The organism is Lysobacter sp. GCM10012299 (assembly GCF_042649405.1).
Lineage (GTDB): Bacteria > Pseudomonadota > Gammaproteobacteria > Xanthomonadales > Xanthomonadaceae > Lysobacter_J.
The window spans coordinates 528,454-550,462 of sequence record NZ_JBHRZC010000003.1 but is presented as its reverse complement, the minus strand read 5'-3'; the positions used below and the strand labels follow the sequence as shown (position 1 = coordinate 550,462).

Annotated in this window: 13 protein-coding genes; 9 read left to right on the top strand and 4 right to left on the bottom strand. The window is 68.2% G+C overall.

Annotation, left to right across the window (positions count from 1 at the left end):
- Window positions 1-53: 53 nt before the first annotated feature.
- The 3 genes from ACFOPO_RS10440 to ACFOPO_RS10430 all read left to right on the top strand — a co-directional run bounded on the left by ACFOPO_RS10440 (window position 54) and on the right by ACFOPO_RS10430 (window position 6,822).
- Complete coding sequence (locus tag ACFOPO_RS10440; RefSeq protein WP_386703133.1) at window positions 54-3,152, top strand: efflux RND transporter permease subunit; 3,099 nt, start codon at window positions 54-56, stop codon at window positions 3,150-3,152.
- 26 nt (window positions 3,153-3,178) lie between these two features.
- Window positions 3,179-4,273, top strand: a complete 1,095-nt coding sequence (locus ACFOPO_RS10435; protein ID WP_386703132.1) for an efflux RND transporter periplasmic adaptor subunit — start codon at window positions 3,179-3,181, stop codon at window positions 4,271-4,273.
- 200 nt (window positions 4,274-4,473) lie between these two features.
- Window positions 4,474-6,822: a Tex family protein gene (locus ACFOPO_RS10430; RefSeq protein ID WP_386703131.1), complete on the top strand. Its 2,349-nt coding sequence runs from the start codon at window positions 4,474-4,476 to the stop codon at window positions 6,820-6,822.
- 255 nt (window positions 6,823-7,077) lie between these two features.
- Here the strand turns inward: ACFOPO_RS10430 and ACFOPO_RS10425 are convergent, their stop codons facing one another.
- Both ACFOPO_RS10425 and ACFOPO_RS10420 read right to left on the bottom strand, forming a co-directional pair.
- Window positions 7,078-8,739 carry an MFS transporter gene (locus tag ACFOPO_RS10425; protein WP_386703130.1) on the bottom strand — a complete coding sequence of 554 codons (1,662 nt, stop codon included), beginning with the start codon at window positions 8,737-8,739 and terminating at the stop codon, window positions 7,078-7,080.
- Window positions 8,740-8,753: 14 nt separating this feature from the next.
- On the bottom strand, window positions 8,754-10,211 hold the full coding sequence (locus ACFOPO_RS10420) for a DcaP family trimeric outer membrane transporter (protein ID WP_386703129.1): 1,458 nt from the start codon (window positions 10,209-10,211) through the stop codon (window positions 8,754-8,756).
- 220 nt (window positions 10,212-10,431) lie between these two features.
- Between ACFOPO_RS10420 and acs the strand changes: the two genes are divergently transcribed.
- The 5 genes from acs (at window position 10,432) to ACFOPO_RS10395 (ending at window position 15,860) form a co-directional block, all read left to right on the top strand.
- Window positions 10,432-12,381 (top strand): acetate--CoA ligase, encoded by a 1,950-nt coding sequence (acs, locus tag ACFOPO_RS10415; protein ID WP_386703128.1) that lies wholly within the window; start codon window positions 10,432-10,434, stop codon window positions 12,379-12,381.
- A gap of 9 nt (window positions 12,382-12,390) precedes the next feature.
- Entirely contained in the window at window positions 12,391-13,059 is a 669-nt protein-coding gene (locus tag ACFOPO_RS10410; RefSeq protein ID WP_386703127.1) for a response regulator, read from the top strand.
- Window positions 13,060-13,090: 31 nt separating this feature from the next.
- Window positions 13,091-13,921: a helix-turn-helix domain-containing protein gene (locus ACFOPO_RS10405; RefSeq protein WP_386703126.1), complete on the top strand. Its 831-nt coding sequence runs from the start codon at window positions 13,091-13,093 to the stop codon at window positions 13,919-13,921.
- A gap of 32 nt (window positions 13,922-13,953) precedes the next feature.
- Window positions 13,954-14,409, top strand: a complete 456-nt coding sequence (locus ACFOPO_RS10400) for a VOC family protein (RefSeq protein ID WP_386703125.1) — start codon at window positions 13,954-13,956, stop codon at window positions 14,407-14,409.
- A gap of 119 nt (window positions 14,410-14,528) precedes the next feature.
- On the top strand, window positions 14,529-15,860 hold the full coding sequence (locus ACFOPO_RS10395; RefSeq protein WP_386703124.1) for a PQQ-dependent sugar dehydrogenase: 1,332 nt from the start codon (window positions 14,529-14,531) through the stop codon (window positions 15,858-15,860).
- Between the two features lie 3 nt (window positions 15,861-15,863).
- Here ACFOPO_RS10395 and ACFOPO_RS10390 read toward each other — a convergent pair whose 3' ends face one another.
- Both ACFOPO_RS10390 and cls read right to left on the bottom strand, forming a co-directional pair.
- Complete coding sequence (locus ACFOPO_RS10390; RefSeq protein WP_386703123.1) at window positions 15,864-19,322, bottom strand: NahK/ErcS family hybrid sensor histidine kinase/response regulator; 3,459 nt, start codon at window positions 19,320-19,322, stop codon at window positions 15,864-15,866.
- A gap of 92 nt (window positions 19,323-19,414) precedes the next feature.
- Complete coding sequence (gene cls / locus ACFOPO_RS10385) at window positions 19,415-20,836, bottom strand: cardiolipin synthase (RefSeq protein ID WP_386703122.1); 1,422 nt, start codon at window positions 20,834-20,836, stop codon at window positions 19,415-19,417.
- A gap of 280 nt (window positions 20,837-21,116) precedes the next feature.
- On the opposite strand from cls, the gene ACFOPO_RS10380 reads away from it, so the two are divergent.
- Window positions 21,117-21,989: a helix-turn-helix transcriptional regulator gene (locus ACFOPO_RS10380; protein ID WP_386703121.1), complete on the top strand. Its 873-nt coding sequence runs from the start codon at window positions 21,117-21,119 to the stop codon at window positions 21,987-21,989.
- The last annotated feature ends 20 nt before the right edge of the window (window positions 21,990-22,009 follow it).

Genomic DNA, 22,009 nt, shown 5'->3' with positions numbered 1-22,009 from the left:
GCGGTAAGCGCCGCGGCGCATCGTGCGCACCGCACTCCCCCGCGGACACGCCGATGAAGATCACCGACGCCTCGCTACGAAATCCCGCCGCGGTCGCGGTGATCGTGGCCATGGTCTGCGCATTCGGGCTGATGAGCCTGTTCAAGCTGCCGCTGCAGCTGTTCCCCGACATCGAGCGCCCGCAGATGTCGGTGCAGACCAGCTGGCGCGCGGCCTCGCCGCAGGAGATGGAATCGGAGATCGTCGAGCCGATCGAGGCGGTCATGCAGGGCCTGCCCGGGCTGGAAGAGATCGAGTCCAACGTCAACGCCGGCAACAGCTTCATCAACCTGACCTTCGCCGTCGGCGCCGACATGGACGCGATGCTGGTGGAGGTGCTGTCGCGGATGAACCGCCTGCAGCCGCTGCCGCGCGACGCCACGCCGCCGGTGGTGCAGAGCGGCGCAGACAACGCCAACAATTCGCTCACCTATTTCTTCGTGCAGAAGCTGCCGGACACGCCCGGCGACATCCTCGACTTCCGACAGATGATCGAGGACCGCATCGTGCCGAAGCTGTCGGCGGTCGAAGGCGTGGCCGGCGTGGAGATCAACGGCGGTGCGCCGGAAGAACTCACCATCAGCCTGAACCTGGAACGCGCCGCGGCGATGGGCATCCAGATTCCGGAGGTGGCCGCCGTCGCCGCGCGCGCCACCGACGTGTCCGGTGGCGTGGTCGAAGCCGGCCGGCGCGAGTACGTGCTGCGCTTCGCCGGCCGTTACTCGCCCGAAGCGATGGGCAACCTGATCCTGGCCTGGCGCGATGGCCGCCCGGTGCGCCTGGCCGATGTCGCCAAGGTCGAGGTCAAGCGGCCCGAGCAGCGCTTCTTCGCCTACCAGAACGGCAACCCCGCGATCGGCCTGCGCATCATCCGCGAGACCGGCGCGAACGTGCTGGACACGCTCGATGAAGTGAAGCGCGTCGTGGCCGAGGTACGCGAGAAGGACCTGCGTCCGCTCGGCCTCGATATCGCCCAGAGCTTCGATGCATCGGTGTTCATCAACCGCGCGATCAGCCTGCTCTCGGGCAGCCTGTTCGCCGGCGTGCTGCTGGCGGTGGGCTGCCTGTGGTGGTTCCTGCGCGACGTCCGCGCCACCGCGCTGATCGCCTGCGCGATCCCCATCTCGCTGCTCGCCACCTTCATCGTCCTGCAGCTGACCGGTCGCAGCCTCAACGTGATCTCGCTGGCGGGGCTGGCGTTTGCGGTCGGCATGGTGATGGACGCGGCGGTGGTCGTCGCCGAGAACATCGTGCGCCTGCGCGAAGAAGGCATGCCCGGGCGCCAGGCCGCGCTCGAAGGCACGCGCCAGGTCGCGGTCGCTCTCGTGGCCTCCACGATCACGACCGTCGCGGTGTTCGTGCCGGTGATCTTCATGGAAGACGTCGAAGGCCAGCTGTTCGCCGACCTTGCCCTGACCATCGCGATCGCGGTCGGCATCTCGCTGGTCGTCGCCGTCACCGTGCTGCCGGCCGCCGCGGGCAGCTGGCTGCGCGAACGCAAGGATGCGCGCGAGCAGCACCGTGCGTGGTCGCGCGTAAGCGACTGGGCGATGCGCGTGACCGCCGGCCGCCAGCGCCAGTGGGCGTGGGTCGCTGGCCTGGTGCTCGCACCCGCGCTGCTGGCGGCGGTGCTGATGCCGAAGATCGACTACCTGCCGCCGGTCAAGCGCGCCGCCGTCGACGCCATCTTCAACTTCCCGCCGGGCATGGGGCCCGAACGCGTCGACCGCGAGATCGCGCCGACCGTGCTCGAACGCATGCGCCCGTACATGGAAGGCAAGAAGGCGCCCCAGCTGAGCAACTGGTACCTGCTGCTGTGGCCCGGTGGCGGCACCATCGGCGCGCGCGTGGTCGATCCCGACAACATCGGCGAGCTCGAGCGCATCGTCCGCGACGAAGTCGTGGTCGGCTTCCCCGATACCCGCGCGTTCGCCAGCGAAGGCGAACTGTTCGGCAGCTTCGGCGGCTCGGCGCGGGCGATCGCCATCCACCTGCAGCATTCCGACGGCGACGCACTTGCGCGCGCGGCGGAAAGTGGCCGCAAGCTGTTGTCCGAGCGCTTCCCCGGCGCCAACGTGCAGGCCTGGCCCAGCGCCGATGCCGGTGCGCCGGAGCTGCGCATCAATCCCGACGATCGTCGCCTGGCCGAGGTCGGCTGGCGTCGCCCCGAACTGGGCACGGTCGTGCGCACGCTCGGCGATGGCCAATGGCTCGGCGAACACTTCGATGGCGACCGTCGCCTGGCGATCATCCTGCGCACCGACCGCGACAGCAGCATCGCGCGCCTGGGTGCCGCACCGCTGGCGACGCCGCAGGGCGGGGTGCTCAGCCTCGGTGAACTGGCACAGGTCGACACCGTGCTCGCCCCCAACCAGCTTCGTCGCATCGACCGACGTCGCACCGTCACGCTCACGGTCGACCCGCCGGCGACCATGTCGCTGGAGGAAGCGCTCGACATCGTCGATGCCGACGTCGTCCCCGCGCTGCGCAAGGCGTTGCCCTCCGACGCCGAGATCCGCGTCTCCGGCAGCGCGGACCGCCTCGGCGAAGTCGTGCGCAGCATGGGCATCAACTTCGCGATGGCGCTCGTCGTGCTGTTCATGCTGATGGCGGCGATGTTCCGCTCCCTGCGCGACAGCGCCTTCGTCATGGCGACCTTGCCGATGGCGGTGCTCGGCGGCGTGCTCGGCCTGCGCGTGCTCGACCTGGTGGCGGGGCAGACGCTCGACCTGCTGTCGATGATCGGCTTCATCATGCTGCTGGGCATGGTGATCAACAACGCCATCCTGCTGGTCGCGCAGACGCGCGATGCGCAGGCCGCCGGTGCAACGCTCGACGCAGCGCTGCACATGGCACTCGACCAGCGCCTGCGGCCGATCCTGATCGGCGCGCTCACCGGCGTGCTCGGCGCGCTGCCGATGGCGATCAACCCCGGCCCCGGTGCGGTGATCTACCGCGGCCTGGCGGCGGTGTCGGTCGGCGGCGTGGCATTGAGCCTGGTCTTCCTGGTGGTGCTGATTCCCGCGCTGCTGCGTCTGGCCGATTCGCGTCGCAAGACCGTCGCGGCTGTCGAACAGATCGACGTCGCTCCGCTTCCGCAAACCTCCCCCTGAACGTCACTCCTCCGCCGGAGATCGTCATGCGCACCCTGCACAAAACCCTGATTGCCGCGGCGCTGGCTGCGGTGCTGACCGTTCCGCTCATCGACTTGGATGCCGGCGCCAGCGCACCTCCCCCCGAGGCGCCGCCCGCGATCGTCAGCGTGGCCGCCGCGGTCAGTACCGAGCTGGCGCCGCGGCACTGGGCCCCGGGCAGCGTGATCAGCCGCCAGGACGCGCACGTGGCCAGCGAACAGGACGGCCGCGTGATCCAGGTGGCCGAGGTCGGGCAGAACGTGCGCGCCGGCGAACCCATCGCCGTGCTCGACGACACCGCGTTGCGGTTGAGCGAACGCCAGGTCCAGGCCGACCTGTCCCGCATCCAGGCGCAGCTCGACATGGCCACGCGCCAGGAGCACCGCTACGCACTGCTGGCGCAGCAGCAGAACATCGCCCGCGCCCAGTACGAGCAGCTGCAGGCGGACCGCGACATGCTGGTGCAGGAGCGCGCCCGCGCCCAGGCCCTGCTGGAGCAGACGCGCCACCAGCGCACGCAGATGCTGGTGCGCGCCCCGTTCGACGGCGTCGTCGCCGAACGCGAAGTCGAGCTTGGCGAGTTCGTGAACACCGGCGACGCGGTGGCGCGCGTGGTCGACACCGCCGAGCAGGAAGTCCGCGTGCGTGCCCCCGTCGATCTGGCCCGCCACCTCGCCGTCGGCACGCCGGTGCAGGTGCGCGTCGGAGACAGCGAACGCGGGCATCCGGTGAGCGCGCTGGTTCCGGTCGGGGACGAAGCCTCGCGTCAACTCGAACTGCGCATCAAGATGGATGCGAGCGAGTTTCCGGTCGGCACCGCGGTGGAAGTGGGCATGCCGAGCGCGGCCAGGCGTGCGGTGGTGGCGGTCCCGCGCGATGCGGTGATCCTTCGCCGCGAAGGCGACTTCGTCCTGCGCGTCGGCGGCGACAACAAGGCCGAACGCTTGCCGGTGAAGACCGGCACCGAAGTCGGCGACCTCGTCGAAGTCAGCGGCAACGTAAAGGCCGGCGACCGCCTGATCGTGCGGGGCGGCGAACGCGTCGAACCCGGCCAGTCGGTGACCATCCAGGACCTGTCGCGGGCGGTATCGCTACGCTGAAACCGTAGCCCGGGTAAGCGAAGCGCACCCGGGGTCCGATGCGCATGAACCCCGGGTGCGCTTCGCTTACCCGGGCTACATGAACGGGGTTGTGGGTGTGGACGCACTCTCGCGCGGCGCTGTCAACGGGTTACGCGCCAGCGCCCGCATTGCGACAATCGACGTCTCCCCGGTATTCCGGGATTTCACGATTGGATGCAATGCAGGACCACAAGCAAGTCGCCAGCAAGATCGCCCGCCTGATCGCCGAGGAAATCGGCGCCCAGACGCAACAGGCCCAGTCCGCCATCGCCCTGCTCGACGAAGGCGCGACCGTGCCGTTCATCGCGCGCTACCGCAAGGAAGTCACCGGCGGGCTCGACGACACCCAGCTGCGCAACCTTGAGACGCGTCTTACCTACCTGCGCGAGCTCGAAGACCGCCGTGCCGCCGTGCTGGCGAGCATCGAGGAGCAGGGCAAGCTGAGCGACGAGCTGCGCGGCGAGATCGAGGCAGCCGACAGCAAGTCGCGCCTGGAAGACCTCTACCTGCCGTACAAGCCCAAGCGTCGCACCAAGGCGCAGATCGCGCGCGAAGCCGGCCTGGAGCCGCTCGCCGACGGTTTGCTGGCCGATCCGACCCAGGTGCCGGAAGAATTCGCCGCCGGTTTCGTCGATGCCGAGAAGGGCGTGGCTGACGTCAAGGCCGCGCTCGATGGCGCCCGCGCGATCCTGATGGAGCGCTGGGGCGAAGACGCGGCACTGGTCGGCGAACTGCGCGGCTGGCTGCACGAAGTGGGCGTGATCCGCGCCAGGGTCGCCGAAGGCAAGGAACTGGCCGGCGAGAAGTTCCGCGACTACTTCGACCATGCCGAATCGCTGGCGAAAATTCCCTCGCACCGTCTGCTCGCGCTGTTCCGCGGCCGTCGCGAAGAGTTCCTGTTCCTCGACCTCGACCCGGGCACCGATGCCGCGGCCGGCCACCTGCAGGCCGAAGGCCGAGTGGCCGTGCACGCCGGCATCAAGGCGCAGGGCCGCCCAGCCGACAAGTGGCTGCTCGATTGCTGCCGCCTCACCTGGAAGGCCAAGCTGCACCTGCACCTGCTGCTCGACCTGTTCGCGCAGGCGCGCGAGAAGGCCGAAGCCGAGGCGATCGACGTGTTCGGCGACAACCTCAAGGACCTGATGCTGGCCGCACCGGCCGGTGCCAAGGCCGTGCTCGGCCTCGATCCGGGCCTGCGCACCGGCGTGAAGGTTGCGGTGGTCGACCGCACCGGCAAGTTCGTCGACCACGCGACGATCTACCCGCACGAACCCAAGCGCCAGTGGGACCAGTCGCTGGCGCTGCTGCGCCAGCTGTGCATCAAGCACCAGGTCGAACTGATCGCGATCGGCAACGGCACCGCGTCGCGCGAGACCGACAAGCTCGCAGGCGACCTGATCAAGCTCGCGCCGACGCTGTCGATGCAGAAGATCGTGGTCAGCGAAGCCGGCGCTTCGGTGTATTCGGCGTCCGAGTTCGCGGCAAAGGAGTTCCCCAACCTCGACGTGTCGATCCGTGGCGCGGTGTCGATTGCGCGACGCCTGCAGGATCCGCTGGCCGAGCTGGTCAAGATCGAGCCCAAGGCGATCGGCGTGGGGCAGTACCAGCACGACGTCGACCAGTTCCGCCTGGCGCGCACGCTCGATGCGCGCGTGGAGGACTGCGTGAACGCCGTCGGTGTCGACGTCAACACCGCCTCGGCCGCGTTGCTGACGCGCGTGTCCGGCCTGTCGTCGACGGTGGCCGAGAACATCGTCGTCTACCGCGACAGCAACGGCGCCTTCAAGAGCCGCAAGGAGCTGCTGAAGGTGCCGCGCCTGGGCGACAAGACGTTCGAACAGTGCGCCGGCTTCCTGCGCATCAGCGACGGCGACCAGCCGCTGGATGCATCGTCGGTGCACCCGGAGGCCTATCCGGTGGTCGAGCGCATCCTCAAGCAGTGCGGTCGTGAAGTGAAGCAGTTGATCGGCGATGCCTCGCTGCTGCGCGGCCTCAAGGCCGAGCAGTTCACCGACGAACGCTTCGGCGTGCCGACCGTGCGCGACATCCTCAAGGAACTCGAGAAGCCGGGCCGCGACCCGCGCCCCGAGTTCAAGGCCGCGCGCTTCGCCGACGGCGTGGAGGACATCAAGGACCTGCGCGAAGGCATGATCCTGGAAGGCGTGGTCAGCAACGTGGCCGCGTTCGGCGCGTTCGTCGACATCGGCGTGCACCAGGATGGTTTGATCCACATCTCGGCGCTGTCGGACAAGTACGTCAAGGATCCGCGCGAAGTGGTGAAGGCCGGCGACATCGTCAAGGTCAAGGTGCTGGAGGTCGATGTCGCCCGCAAGCGCATCGCGTTGACGCGTCGCCTGGACGACAGCGCCCCGGCGCCGCGCGGCCCGCGCGAGGATCGCGATGCGCGGCCGAACCAGAACCGTGGCGGCGGCCGTGATGGCGGACGTGGTGCGCCCATGCCGAAGCAGGCGCCCGCACCGGCGAACAACGCATTGGCGGCGGCGTTCGCCCGCGCCAAGAAGAGCTAAAGACCGTCATTCCCGCGAAGGCGGGAACCCAGCGTCGTTGCCCTACACCCCGTCATTCCCGCGAAGGCGGGAATCCAAGGACGTAGGTCTTTCGGCGCTGACGCAGTCAGAAGCAAGATGGATCCCGGCGTTCGCCGGGATGACGGTGACAGACCTGATGCGCTGCGGGCCTGGATCCCGGCGTTCGCCGGGATGACGGGCCAAAAACAACAACGCCGGCCCAGGGCCGGCGTTGTCGTTACTGCACCTGCATCCTTACTGCGTGATATCCACGTCCTTCGTCTCGCGCAGGAACAGCGAGCCGATCACGAACGTCATCAGCGCGATCACGATCGGATACCACAGGCCGTAGTACATGTTGCCCGTCGCCGCGACCAGGGCGAATGCGATCGTCGGCAGGAAGCCGCCGAACCAGCCATTGCCGATGTGGTACGGCAGCGACATCGAGGTGTAACGGATGCGCGTCGGGAACAGCTCGACCAGCCATGCCGCGATCGGGCCGTAGACCATCGTCACGTAGATCACCAGGATGGTCAGCACCACCAGCACCATCGGCTTGTTGATGCGCGCGTCGTCCGCCTTCTCCGGGTAGTTGCCGGCCTTCAACGCCGCCTTCAGCTCACCGGTGAACGCATCGCCCTTGGCCTTGCCGTCTTCCTTGCTCAGGCCAGCGCCCTCATAACCGGGCACTTCCACCGAACCAACGGTGACCTTGGCCACCGTACCCGGCGGGGCTGCCTCGATCGTGTACGGCACGCCCGCCTTGGCCAGGGCCGCGGTGGCGATGTCGCACGAGTTGGAGAACACCTTCTTGCCGACCGGGTCGAACTGGAACGAACAGGTGTTCGGATCGGCATGGACCACGGCCGGCGCATTGGTGCTGGCTTCGGCGATGGCCGGGTTGGCGTAGTGCGTGAGTGCCTTGAACAGCGGGAAGTAGGTCAGCGCGGCGATCAGGCAGCCGGCCATGATGATCTTCTTGCGGCCGATCTTGTCCGACAGCCAGCCGAAGAAGACGAAGAACGGCGTGCCGATGGCCAGCGCCGCAGCGATCAGCAGCCACGTGGTGGTGGCGTCGACCTTCAGCGACTGTGTCAGGAAGTACATCGCGTAGAACTGGCCGGCGTACCACACCACGGCCTGGCCGGCGGTGCCGCCGAGCAGGGCCAGCAGCACGATCTTGCCGTTCTTGGTGAAGAAGCTCTCGGTGATCGGCGCCTTGGAGGTCTTGCCCTCGGCCTTCATCTGCTGGAACAGCGGCGACTCGTTGAGCTGCATGCGGATCCACACCGACACGCCGAGCAGGATGATCGACAGCAGGAACGGAATGCGCCAGCCCCATGCCTCGAACGCCTCGGTGCCCAGGTACGTGCGAACGCCCAGGATCACCAGCAGCGACAGGAACAGGCCGATGGTGGCCGTGGTCTGGATGAAGCTGGTGTACAGGCCGCGCTTGCCGTGCGGGGCGTGTTCGGCGACGTAAGTAGCCGCGCCGCCGTACTCGCCGCCCAGCGCCAGGCCCTGCAGCAACCGCAGCAGGATCAGGATGGCTGGTGCAGCGAAACCGATGCTGGCGTAGTTGGGCAGGATGCCGACCAGGAACGTCGACAGGCCCATGATCACGATGGTGACCAGGAACGTGTACTTGCGGCCGATCATGTCGCCGATGCGGCCGAAGAAGATCGCGCCGAACGGTCGCACGGCGAAGCCGGCGGCGAAGGCGAGCAGGGCGAAGATGAAGGCGCTCGTTTCATTGAGGCCCGAGAAGAACTGCTTGGCGATGATCGCCGCGAGCGAACCGTACAGGTAGAAGTCGTACCACTCGAACACGGTGCCGAGGCTGGAGGCGAAGATGACCTTCTTGTGCCCCTGTGTCAGCGCGGCAGGTTTGCCGGAATTTGCGGTGATGGTGGACATGTTCTCGTGGCCCCTTAGAAGTTGTACTTCACGTGCGTCTGCAGGCGATTGAGGTCGCCGCGGTCGCCGTTCTCGAGTTCACGCTGGCCCCAGATCAGCTCGGCACCGAGGTCGAGCTTGGGCAGCGGCGTGTAGATCACGTTGACGTGGCCGGACTGCGCCGCCTTGGTGATCAGCAGGCCGGTGAGCGCGGTGTCCTGGTCGTAGTCGGCGCGCGAGTAGAAGATGTTCGTGCGCAGCTTCGGACTGAACACATGGCGCCAGCCGACGAAGCCGGCAATCATGTCGATGTTGTCCAGGTTGCCGGTGGAATCGAGCACGGCGTCGTTGTTGAGCGCCAGGCCGAGGTAGCGGCTGATGCCGCTGCCGCCGGTGACCATGTAGCGGATGTCGTCGTTCTTGCCCAGGTTGAACTTGCCCGAGACGCTGAGGCCGTAGCCCATCTCGTCCGAGTCCTGGTTGGCCGGTCCGTTCTGGTAGGCCAGCTGGCGTACCAGCGCGGCAACGCCGAAGTGGCCCCAGTCACCCTTGAAGGTGTAGCGGCCGGTGAAGTCCGGCATCTCACCGTCGTCACCCTGCACCTGCGCCATGTTGCCGTTGAACGGCGTGTACACCGTCTCCGGGTTTTCCATCGAGAACGACCACGGGCCGTTGGTGTAGCGCAGCTGGGCCTGGCGGACGAACACCGTGCCCTCGGTCGGTCCGAGGAAGTCGACGGTGTCGGGCAGGGCGGCGGTGTCCTGGAAGTTGGTCCAGGTCTGGCCGGCGAGCCAGTTGTTCCACTGCACGTACGCCTGGCGCAAGGTCAGTGCATACGTGTTCGTGGCGATCTCGTTGCCGGTGAACGCGGTGCTGCCGCCACCGAACAGATCGAACTCCAGGTAGGCCTTGAGCTTGTCGCCGCTGTCCAGGTCGGTATCGGCACCGAACCAGAAGCGCGAGAAGTTGGCACCCATGTCGGTGTCGGCGCCGCCTTCCTTCGTATTGCCGCCACCCACCGGGATGCTCTTGGGCACGTAGAACAGGCGGCCGACGGTGCCGTCGGGGATGTCGCCGTCGTTGGTCTTGGTCAGCGAGGCATCGAGCTTGATGAAGCCGCCATACGTGAAGCGCGTGCCCGGGTTGGCCGTGGCCATGATCGGTGCGGTCTGGATGGTCGCCTTGGCCGGCGCGGCAGGCGTTCCGGCGGCTGCACCGGCGGTCACGGCGGCAGCGGGGGCTGCAGCTGTCGCAGGCGCGGCCGCCTGGGCGGTCTTCACCTCGCTGATCTGGCTTTGCTGTTGCTGCTGCTGCGAGACCAGCTGCTTGACCATGGCTTCGAGCTGGGCGACGCGCGCTTCCAGTTCCTTTTCCTTCGCGGTTTGCGCGAATGCCATCCCCGGCAACGCCAGCGCGACCAGCAGGGCGGCGGCGAGCGGGCGGCGACGCACGGTCGCGGCCGTTCTCGTCGGCGACGCAATGATTGCGGACATGATTCCCTCCCACGGAATGCCGCACCCAATGCGCGGCTGCGGCCAGCCTGCTGGCGCATCGCGCTGCACAACCATTCCCCATTGGTCGTAGGAGAGGCTCCAAAACCGGCTGTTTACGACTATCGTCTACACCCGCTGGGATGAGGCTTTAACAGTGAATGCGGCACACTGGACCGTCCCACGCCAGACACCCCGACAGAACCTTGTCCCGGAGCACGCCATGAACCACCCCGTCGTCCACCCTGTCGATCCCGGATTCGCCGCCAAATCGCGGGTCACGCGCGAGGCGTACGAGCGCATGTACGCCGAATCGGTCAGCCAGCCGGATGCGTTCTGGGGCAAGGTCGCGCAGCGCCTGGACTGGTTCAGGGCACCGACGAAGATCAAGGACGTCAGCTACCAGCTCGACGATTTCCACATCCGCTGGTACGAGGACGGCGAACTCAACGCCAGCGTCAACTGCCTCGACCGCCACCTGGCGCAGCGCGGCGACAAGACCGCGCTGATCTTCGAGCACGACGACCCGTCACAGCCGGCCGAGCACATCACCTACCGTGACCTGCACGCGCGCGTGTGCAAGCTCGCCAACGCGCTGCGTTCGCTCGGCGTGCGCAAGGGCGACCGCATCACCATCTACCTGCCGATGATCCCGGAAGCGATCGTCTCGATGCTGGCCTGCGCGCGCGTCGGAGCGATCCACTCGGTGGTGTTCGGCGGCTTCGCCCCGAACTCCATCGCCGACCGCGTCGCCGACTGCACCAGCAAGCTCATCATCACCGCCGACGAAGGCCTGCGTGGCGGCAAGAAAGTGCCGCTGAAGGCCAACGTCGATGCGGCGCTGAAGATGCCCGGCACCAATACCGTGGAGACCGTGCTCGTGGTGCGCCACACCGGTTCGGCGGTGGACATGCAGATGCCGCGCGACCGCTGGTACGACGCCGTCGTCGAAGGCCAGTCGGAGGAGTGCGCGCCCGAGCGCATGAACGCCGAGGATCCGCTCTTCATCCTCTACACCTCCGGTTCGACCGGCAAGCCCAAGGGCGTGCTGCACACCACCGCCGGCTACCTGGTCTACGCCAGCTACACCCACGAGATGGTGTTCGACCTTCGCGACGACGACATCTACTGGTGCACCGCCGACGTCGGCTGGGTCACCGGCCACAGCTACATCGTCTACGGACCGCTGGCGAACGGCTCCACTGCGGTGGTGTTCGAGGGCGTGCCGAACTACCCGAACGTCTCCCGCTTCTGGGAAGTCATCGACAAGCACAAGGTCACCATCTTCTACACCGCCCCGACCGCGATCCGCGCGCTGATGCGCGACGGCGACGAGCCGGTGAAGAAGACCTCGCGCGCCTCGCTGCGCCTGCTCGGTACCGTCGGCGAGCCGATCAACCCGGAAGCCTGGCGCTGGTACTACGAGGTGGTCGGCGACTCGCGCTGCCCCATCGTCGACACCTGGTGGCAGACCGAGACGGGCGGCATCCTGATCACCCCGCTGGCCGGTGCGATCGACCTCAAGCCGGGTTCGGCCACCAAGCCGTTCTTCGGCGTGCAGCCGGCGCTGGTGGATGCCAACGGCAAGCTGCTCGAAGGCGAGGCCGAGGGCAACCTGGTCCTGCTCGATTCCTGGCCGGGCCAGATGCGCACCGTCTACGGCGACCACCCGCGTTTCATCGACACCTACTTCCGCACCTACCCGGGCATGTACTTCACCGGCGACGGCTGCCGTCGCGACGCCGATGGCTATTACTGGATCACCGGTCGCGTCGACGACGTGATCAACGTCAGTGGCCATCGCATCGGCACGGCGGAGGTCGAGAGCGCGCTGGTCTCGCACCCGAAGGTGGCCGAAGCGGCGGTGGTCGGCTTCCCGCACGACATCAAGGGCCAGGGCATCTACGCCTACGTCACCCTGATCGCCGGCGAGGCGCCGTCCGAAGCGCTGCACAAGGAACTCATCGCGCACGTGCGCAAGGAGATCGGGCCGATCGCCACGCCCGACCACCTGCAATGGGCGCCGGGCCTGCCGAAGACGCGCTCGGGCAAGATCATGCGCCGCATCCTGCGCAAGATCGCCGAAAATGCTCCTGACCAGCTCGGCGACACCAGCACGCTGGCCGACCCGAGCGTCGTCGAAAGCCTGGTCAACGAACGCCGCGTGCCCTGAAGCGGACGCATGACCACCCTGCTGATCGCCGACGATCACCCGCTGTTCCGCGAGGCGCTGCGCGGTGCGGTCGCGCGCGTGCTGCCCGAGGCGCAGCTGCGCGAGGCCGACAGCGTCGATGCGCTTTACACGCTGGTCGAGGCCGAGCCCGACGCCGACCTGTTGCTGCTCGACCTGAACATGCCCGGCGCGCAGGGCTTCAGCGCGCTGGTGCACCTGCGCGCGCTGCATCCGCAGCTGCCGATCGTCGTCGTCTCGGCGCGCGAGGAGCCGACGGTGATGCGCCGCGCGCTGGACCATGGCGCGGTCGGTTTCATTCCCAAGTCCGCCGACGCGGCCACGCTCGGCGAGGCCATCACGCGCGTGCTCGACGGCGACCGCTGGGCACCGGCGGCAGCGCTGTCCGCGCCGGCCGCACACGCCGACGAGCACGATGCCGCGCAGCGCCTGCGCGACCTCACGCCGCAGCAGTTCCGCGTGTTGCAGATGCTCGGCGCGGGCCTGCTCAACAAGCAGATCGGCTATGAGCTGGGAGTTTCGGAGGCAACGGTAAAAGCGCACGTCACCGCGATCCTGCGCAAGCTCGGCGCCAGCAACCGCACCCAGGCCGTCCTGATCGCCGGCCGCCTCGCCCTCGACCCCAGCGCGATAGTCCCGCCGCCGGAAGAGGCCGAGTAACCGCCCGGCCCCGTGGGTGTACTCTCCGCCCATGAGCCTCCGCCGCCCCCATCCGGCACTGCGACCGTACGTCGAAGCGGTCTGGGCGAGCGCTGCATCCGCGCAGCCAATCGCGCCGCGCGAGCACGTGCTGCCCTGCAACGGCATGCACCTGGCAATCCGCCTCGATGCACCGCTGCATCTGTACCGCGACCCCGGCGACTGGCGTGGTGAGACGGTATCGAACGCAGTGGTCGCCGGCGCCCGTGCTGGCTTCTACATCAAGGACACCACGCAGCCCTCGCGCTCGGTCGGCGTGATCCTGCGGCCAGGTGCCACGCAGGCCCTGTTCGGCTGCGACGCCGACGAACTGTCCGCCACCCACACGCCACTCGACGCACTATGGGGTACCGCCGCCGGAAGGCTGCATGACGCGCTGCTTGAATGCGACGACGAGTCGCACCAGCTCGAACTCATGCAAAGCGCGCTGTTCGCACGCCTTCGCCCGGCGCGGGCGATGCACCCCGCGATCGCGCAGACGATGCAGGGCCTCGGGCTCGGTGTACCCGTTGCGTCGCTGGCGCAGGCCAGTGGCATGAGCCATCGCCATCTGCTCGCACGTTTCCGTGCAACGACCGGTCTTTCGCCAAAGGCCTATGCACGCGTGCTGCGCTTCCGCCACGCACTCAAGCTGCTCGCGCGCGGCCAGGCGCTGGCCGACATCGCCATCGACGCCGGCTACAGCGACCAGGCGCACTTCAACCGCGAGTTCCGCGAACTCTCCGGCATGACGCCACGGACCTACCGTCGCTCGCAGGTGCGCGGCGAGGCCCACGTTGCCATGGTCAATTTCCTTCAAGACGCCGGTGCCGCGCAGGCCTAAGGTCCACGCACACCCACTGCCGCGAGGCCGCCATGTCCACCCGCGAACTGTTCGCCTACCTGTGTGTCCGTGACGCGCAGTCGGCCATCGACTTCTACCGCGCCGTCTTCGGCGCCAGCGAAACCCTGCGCCTGGTCGATGCCGGCGGCCGCATCGGCCATGCCGAGGTATCGATCGCCGGCACGACGCTGATGTTGTGCGAGGAGTATCCGGAGTACGGCATCCTCGCCCCGGACCCGTCGGCCTCCAGCAGCGTCACCCTGCACGTGCATGTCGACAACGCCGATGACGTGATCGCGCAGGCGGTAGCGGCCGGGGCGACACTGGTGATGCCCGCCCGCGACCAGTTCTACGGCGAACGCTCCGGCGTGGTCCGCGATCCCTTCGGCCATCGCTGGAACATCGGCCACAGCATCGAGGACGTCACGCCGCAGGAAATGCAGCGCCGCTTCATCGCGCTGACAGAGACTGCGGGCCCATGCGACTGAGGGGTCTGCACGCAGCCTCGACAGTACTGAACGACAACCGCGGCGCCGGGGCCGTTATCACTCCGGCACCACGAGCGCCGGCGTAGTGCTTGCAACTGGTCCAGTGCACCGGAGGTTGCATGCTATTGTCATTGCGTAGCGCCATCTGCCTTGGCCTGGTAGCCACGCTGTCGGCGTGCGCCGGCCAGGCGTCGCTGTCCGCGGGCGAGGACACCGGGCCCGACCCGGTGATCGCCAAGCCGGCGCCGTCCGCAATCCCGACCGTCAACATCGCACCGGCCGAAGGCTGGCCGGCCAACACCACGCCAACCGCCGCGAATGGCCTTTCGGTCACCGCATTCGCCAGCGGCCTCGATCACCCGCGCTGGCTGTATGTGCTGCCCAATGGCGACGTGCTGGTCGCGGAATCCAACGCGCCGCCGGGCCGGTCCGGCATTGGTGGCATCAAGGGCAAGGTGATGGGCGCGGTGAAGAAGCGCGCCGGTGGCGCGGTGCCCAGCCCGAACCGCATCACCCTGCTGCGCGACAGCGATGGCGACGGCGTCGCCGAAACCCGCAGCGTCTTCGCCAGCGACCTCAGCTCGCCGTTCGGCATGGCCCTGGTCGGCGACACGCTCTATATCGCCAACACCGACTCGCTGGTGCGCGCGCATTACGTTGCCGGCGAGACCGGCCTGGCGGCAACGCCGGAAAAGGTCGCCGACCTTCCCGGCAAGGCTGCCGACAAGTTCAACCACCACTGGACCAAGAGCCTGCTGCCAACAAGTGACGGCAGCCGCTTCTACATCGGCGTCGGATCCAACAGCAACATCGCCGAGAACGGCATGGAGGTCGAGGCCAATCGCGCCTCGGTGCTCGAGCTCGACGCGGCCAGCGGCAACCAGCGCGTATACGCCAGTGGCCTGCGCAACCCGGTGGGCCTGGCGTGGGAGCCGCGCAGCGGAAAGCTGTGGGCCGTCGTCAACGAACGCGATGAGCTGGGCAACGACCTGGTGCCCGATTACCTGACGCGCGTCGACAGCGGTGCGTTCTATGGCTGGCCGTACAGCTACTACGGCCAGCACGTCGATACCCGGGTGGAGCCGCAGCGTCCCGACCTCGTCGCCCGCGCGCGCCGACCCGATTACGCCCTGGGCTCGCACGTCGCCCCGCTGGGCCTGGCCTTCGCGAGCAACGACGCGCTGGGTAGCGATTTCGCGCAGGGTGCGTTCATCGGCCTGCACGGTTCGTGGAACCGCAAGCCGCTCAATGGCTACAAGGTGGTGTTCGTGCCGTTCCGCGATGGCATGCCCAGCGGTCCGATTCGCGACGTACTCGGTGGCTTCCTCGACGACGACGGCAATGCCCGTGGCCGCCCGGTCGGTGTGGCGACGGATCGCAGTGGCGCATTGCTGGTGGCCGACGACGTCGGCAACGTCGTCTGGCGCGTCATCCGGGCATCGCCCAGGTAGCCCTCACACCTGCACGACCTGCCGCTGCGCCGCGAGGAATGCGCGCAGCGAGGCAGGTTTGATGGGTTTGGTCAGCACGCGGCAACCGCGCTCGCGTGCTGCCAGCTTGAGGGCGTCGCTACCGTCGCCGGTCAGCAATGCCGCCGGCAGCTCGCGACCGCACTGCACGCGCAGTTCCTCGATCACGCCCAGGCCGTCGAGGCGGTCGTGCAGGTGGTAGTCGACCAGTGCCACGTCCGGGCACTCGCCCAGCAATGCGAGTGCCTCGTCGGCGGTGGCCGCGGTCAGCGTGGTCACGCCCCAGCGCTGCAGCAGGCTGCGCATGCCATCGAGGATCTCGCGGTCGTTGTCCACGCACAGCACGCGCAGGCCGGCGAGCGAGTCGCCGCCCACCATCAGGTGCGGCTCCGGCAACGGCGCGGCGTACATCGCGCGTCCGAACGGCACGGTGATCGAGAACACGCTGCCCACGCCGATCCGCGAGCGTACGCGCAGCGGATGCTCCAGGGTGCGTGCGATGCGCTGGCAGATCGACAGGCCCAGGCCGAGGCCGCGCTCGCCGCCACTGCCGGTGTGGTCGAAGCGGCGGAACTCGTCGAAGATCTGCGACAGGTGGTGTTCGGAGATGCCTGGACCGGTGTCCCATACCTGCAACTCGACCGCGCCGTCGCGCACGCGCGCGGCAATCAGCACGCCGCCCTCGCGGGTGTAGCGGAGCGCGTTGGCGAGGAAATTCTGCAGTGCACGGCGCAGCAGGCGACGGTCGCTGCGCACCGGCCGTGGCCGGTCCGGCGCACGCACGCGCAACTGCAGGCCACGCCCGGAAGCGACCGGCGCGTACTGCGCCACCAGTTCCCGCAGCAGTTCATTCACGTCGAAGTCGACGATCTCGATGCGCAGTGCGCCGGCATCCAGGCGCGAAATGTCCAGCAGGCCGTCGAGCAGGTCCTCGGCGGCGCGCAGCGAGGCGTCGACACGTTCGGCCAGGCGTGCCTGTTCGACCGCATCGGGTGTCTCGCGCAGCGCGCTGGCGAACAGGCGCGCCGCATTGAGCGGCTGCAGCACGTCGTGGCTGATCGCCGCGAGGAAGCGCGTCTTCGACTGCTGTGCCGATTCGGCCTCGCGCGTGCGCAACTCGACACGCTGCTCCAGCGTTTCATTGACCTCGCGCAGGCCCTGCTCGGCGCGCTTGTAGTCGGTGACGTCGCTGTAGGTGGTGACGTAGCCGCCGGGCAGCGGCCGTCCGCGCATCTCGATGACCTGGCCGTTGGCGCGCACGCGTTCGAACACGTGCGGCGCGCCCGCGCGCAGGTGCGCGAGCCTGCGTTGCACCTGCGCATCGGTCGGCCCGGCCCCCATCTCGCCGCGCTCGGCGTTCCAGCGGATCAGGTCGCTGACGGGCCGGCCGACGTAGAGCATGCCGTCGGGGTACTCGAACAGTTCCTGGTAGCGGCGGTTCCAGGCCACCAGGCGCATCTCGGCATCGACCACGCTGACGCCCTGGCTGATGTTCTCCAGCGTCGTCGAGAGGATCTGGCGGTTGAAGCGCAGCTCCTGGTTGGCTTCGTCCAGCAGCGCGACCACTTCGCCCAGCTCCATGCCCGAGCCGCGCAGCGCGGTGGTCAATGTCAGGCGTGCCGAAGCGGCACCGATCGCCGATGCCAGCAGGCGCTCGGTGAACTGCGCCAGAGCGCGATCGGCCGGCTGCTCGGGTTGCCACGGCCGGCCCTGCTGCTGTGCGTATTCCTCGAACGCGCGGCGGGCATGGCGTTCACCGACGATGCGCTCGGCCAGCGCCAGCAGCTCACTGCCGCGCACGCTGCCGGCCCAGCCGCCCGGACCGAGCGCCGGGCGCTGCACGTACGGATCGAGATACGGCGACGCCAGCAACTGTTCCTGCAGGCGCGGGCGCTGCCGCACCGACACGAACAGGAACACACCGACGTTGAACAGCAGCGACCAGAACGTGCCGTGCGTCAGCGGGTCCCAGCCGTGCAGGCCGAACAGCTGTTCCGGCTGCAGCCAGTCGACGCCGAGCGGGCCGTGATCGAGCCAGCCCGCGCCGAACCAGCCGCCACGCGCCAGCGCCGGCAGCAGCAACGTGTACAGCCACAGTACCGTGCCAGCGAACAGGCCGGCGAACGCACCGGAACGGCTGGCGCCGCGCCAGTACAGGCCGCCGATCAGCGCCGGCGCGAACTGCGCGACCGCGGCGAAGGCGAGCAGGCCGTGCTGGGCCAGGGTGTCTTCGGCAGCACGTCCGTAGTAGGCCGAACCGCGGTGGTAGGCGTACGCCATCATCGCCAGCCCGAGGATGGTGATGCGGCGCACCCACAACACCTGGCGGTCGATGCCCTGTCCTTCGTGCAGCGCGCCGCTGCGCAACAGCAGCGGCATGATCAGGTCGTTGCTGACCATCGTCGCCAGGGCGACGCTGGCAACGATGACCATGCCGGTGGCTGCCGAGAAGCCGCCGATGTAGACGATCAGCGCCAGTGATTCCTGCTTCAGTGCCAGCGGCAGCGCCAGCACGTACGTGTCCGGCGATGCACCGGTGCCGGCGAGCAGGGCCTGGCCGGTGAGCGTGATCGGCACCACCAGCAGCGAGATCAGCACCAGGTAGCCACCGAACATCCAGCGCGCCGAGCGCAGGTCGGACGGGTCCTGGCACTCGACCACGGCGACATGGAACTGGCGCGGCAGGCAGACGATCGCGGCGAAGGCGAGCAGGGTCTGCGCGACGAAGCCGGCCGGCACGCCGGGCGCGGTCACGATGCTCGCGGCCTGAACCATGCGTTCGGGCAGGGAACCGATGCCGGGCAGGTGGAACAGCGCGAACAGGCCGATCGCGAGGAAGGCCAGCAACTTCACCAGCGATTCCAGCGCCACCGCCAGCACCATGCCGCGATGGTGCTCGGTCGCATCGATCTGGCGCGTGCCGAACAGGATCGCGAACACCGCCAGCAGCAGCGCGACATAGAACGCCGGATCGTGCAGCAGCCCGGCGTCGCTGGGCACGTTGGCCAGCACTTCCACGCTCATCGCCACCGCCTTGAACTGCAGGGCGACGTAGGGCACGGCGGCGGTCAGCGCCACCGCCGCCACCAGCGCCGCCAGGCCGGGCGCGCGGCCGTAGCGCGACGACAGGAAGTCGGCGATCGAGACGATGCGGTTCTGGCCCGAGATCAGCACCAGCCGTTCGAGGATGCGCCAGCCGAAGGCCAGCATCAGCAACGGCCCCAGGTAGATCGGCAGGAAGCCCAGCCCGGTGCGCGCGGCCGTGCCGACCGCGCCATAGAACGTCCACGACGAGCAGTACACCGCCAGCGCCAGCGAATACACCGCCGGTTGCAGCCAGCGCGCCCTGGGCGCCAGCTCACGCTGATCGCCGTAGTAGGCGACCACGAACAGCACGCCGACGTAGCCCGCCGACACCAGCAACAGAATCCAGCCTGGGATCACCGGTATGCGCCCTTTGCAGCCATGGCCGCAGTGTAGACCCGCGCCGGCGCGGCGGCTCTACGACCAAAGCGGGGCGGGCTGCGTGGAGGGTCCTAGATCAGCGAATCGGCCAGCCGGGCGATGCCCTCCACGCTGCGGCGCCAGGCCGGACGGGCCCGCCAGCCGTCCAGCGACAGGATATCGGCATCGGCCAGGTAGTCCGCCTCGATCCCGCGCAGCCGCTCGACCACGGCGCGGTCGTAGCACAGCAAACCGACCTCGGCGTTGAGCGCGAAGGAGCGGATGTCGAGGTTGATCGAGCCGATCAGGGCGATGTCGTCGTCCACGCTCAGGTGCTTGGCGTGGAGGAAGTGCGGACGGTACAGCGCGATGCGCACGCCGGCTTCCAGCAGTTCCTCGTAGTAGGACCGCTGCGCCCAGCGCGTGAGGTTCTGGTTGTTGCTCTGCGACAGCACCAGCTGCACTTCCACGCCCGACAGCGCGGCCAGGTGCAGTGCGCCGAGGGTGACGTCGTCGGGGACGAAGTAAGGCGTGGTCAGCACCACCCGCCGGCGTGCGTGCTGGATCAGCGCGACCACGACATTGCGCGCGTTCTGGAAGGGGTAGGCCGGCCCGCCCGGCAGCAGTTGCGCCGGCGCCGCGCCGGTGCCGGCGTAGTCGCCGTCGGCCTGCAGGCGCTCGCCCGTTTCGATCAGCCAGTCGCTGGCGAACAGCCCCGCCATCTGCCGCACCGCCGGCCCCTGCACGCGCGCGACCAGCTCGCGATTCGGGCGATCGGGCACGAACTCCGGCGCCGCCAGGTTCTGCGAACCGACGTAACCGACGCGGCGGTCGATCACCGCGATCTTGCGGTGGTTGCGCAGGTCCATGCGCGACAGGCTGCGCCAGGCCAGGCCGCCGGCGAGCATCGCGTGGACCTCGATGCCGCACTCGCGCAGCGTCCGCGCGAATGCACGCAACGCCGGCTTGGCGCCGACCGCGTCGAGCAACATCCGGCAACGAACGCCACGCGCGGCCGCACGCTGCAACGCGTCGACGACCGCGGTGCCGACGCGATCGTCGAACATCAGGTAGTACAGCAGGTGCACTTCCTCGCGCGCGCCGTCGATGTCGGCCAGCAGTGAAGCCAGCGACTGCTCGTAATCGTCGAGCAGCTCGATGCCATTGCCGCGCGTGGGCATGAAGTCGCCCAGGCGCTCGGCCAGGCGCGGAATGTCGGCGCTGGCTTCGCCTTCGCCCGCCGTCGGCAGCCAGCGCCAATGACGCAGGCCATCCTGGCGTTCGCGAATCACACGTGATGCCAGCGCCTGACGCTCGCGCCGTTGCTTCGCCAGCCAGGGATGACCGAGCACCAGGTACAGCGGCAGCCCCAACAGCGGCACGAAGCCGACCAGCAGCAACCAGCTGCGCGCGGCGGCCGGCGGGCTGCGCACCGGAATCCACGCCAGCGCGGCCAGGCGGATCAGCCAGTCCAGGAAGAACAGCCAGTAACCGGCGTGCAGGTCGAAGGGCATGGCGGCATTGGACCATGGCGGCGTGATGACGGCATGGACCGGATCGCACGGCGGCCATGAGGTGTGACGACACGGGTGTCACAGGGCAACGCCCGAGGTCATTTTGAGAAGGTTCTTATGTACTCATCAGCCACGCCAAGTGAGCCTGAACGCCCTCACACGTAAGTCAGATCCTATGGAACGAGCAAAGTGGGCGGATCGCGGTCAACAGCTGCGCGTTGGTCCGGCCGAAAACCAGTGGGCGAGGTGCGTCGGTGCATCGCGCCTGGGAAGCGTCGAGTTGACCAGCCAGGACCTGTCGATCTGGGTGCAGATGCGTGCCGGCTCCTGGGTGGAAGCCAAGGAAGGCCGGTTCTACCTGCGCACTGGCGACTGGATCGCGTTCGCCAAGGATTCGATGCCGCAGATCCAGCCCGACCACGACGGCATCTGCATCGGCCTCACCATCACCGAGGACGCGCTGCGGGCGATGGCTCGCTTCTCCGATTTCGGCCTCTATGTCGGGCGGGGACGCCTCAAGCCGGGCCAGGCCAGGGCGGTGTCGCGCATGTGGTACCGGGCCTCGCGCACCATGGAGCAGGACGGCCGCAGCGGTCGCATCCAGGCGCCACTGCGCTCGATGCTGCTGTTCCTGGAGGAGATGCAGGCCGAGTACGGGGCCCGGCTGGGCCTGTGCCCCGGGGCGTCGCTCGGACGCAAGCGCCAGGTGTTCGAGCGGATGCAACGTGCCAGCCTGTACCTGGAAGGGCATTGCCATCGCATCGTCCGCATCAGCGAACTGGCCGAGCGCACGCGATTCTCCACCTGGTACTTCTCCAAGCTGTTCCACAAGCTCTATGGCGAAAGCCCGCTGGCGGCATCGGCGCGTATGCGGCTGGACCACGCCGCCAGCCTGCTCGCCTCGACGCTGATGACCATCGGCGAAGTCGGTGCCGCCAGCGGCTTCGACAACAGCTGCAGTTTCGCCCGCAGCTTCCGCGCACGCTTCGGCATGACCGCATCGGAGTACCGGGCGGCGCGCCGCGATGCCGACCTCGTCCTGCAAAGGCGACGAGTTGCGCACGCAAAAGAAATCAACGCCGGTAGCGAAGCTGTCAGATTCGCGCGGGAAAACGTGATCAAGAACTCCGGAATAAGGTTGGTGGGCGCTTAACGCGCCCATAACAATATTCG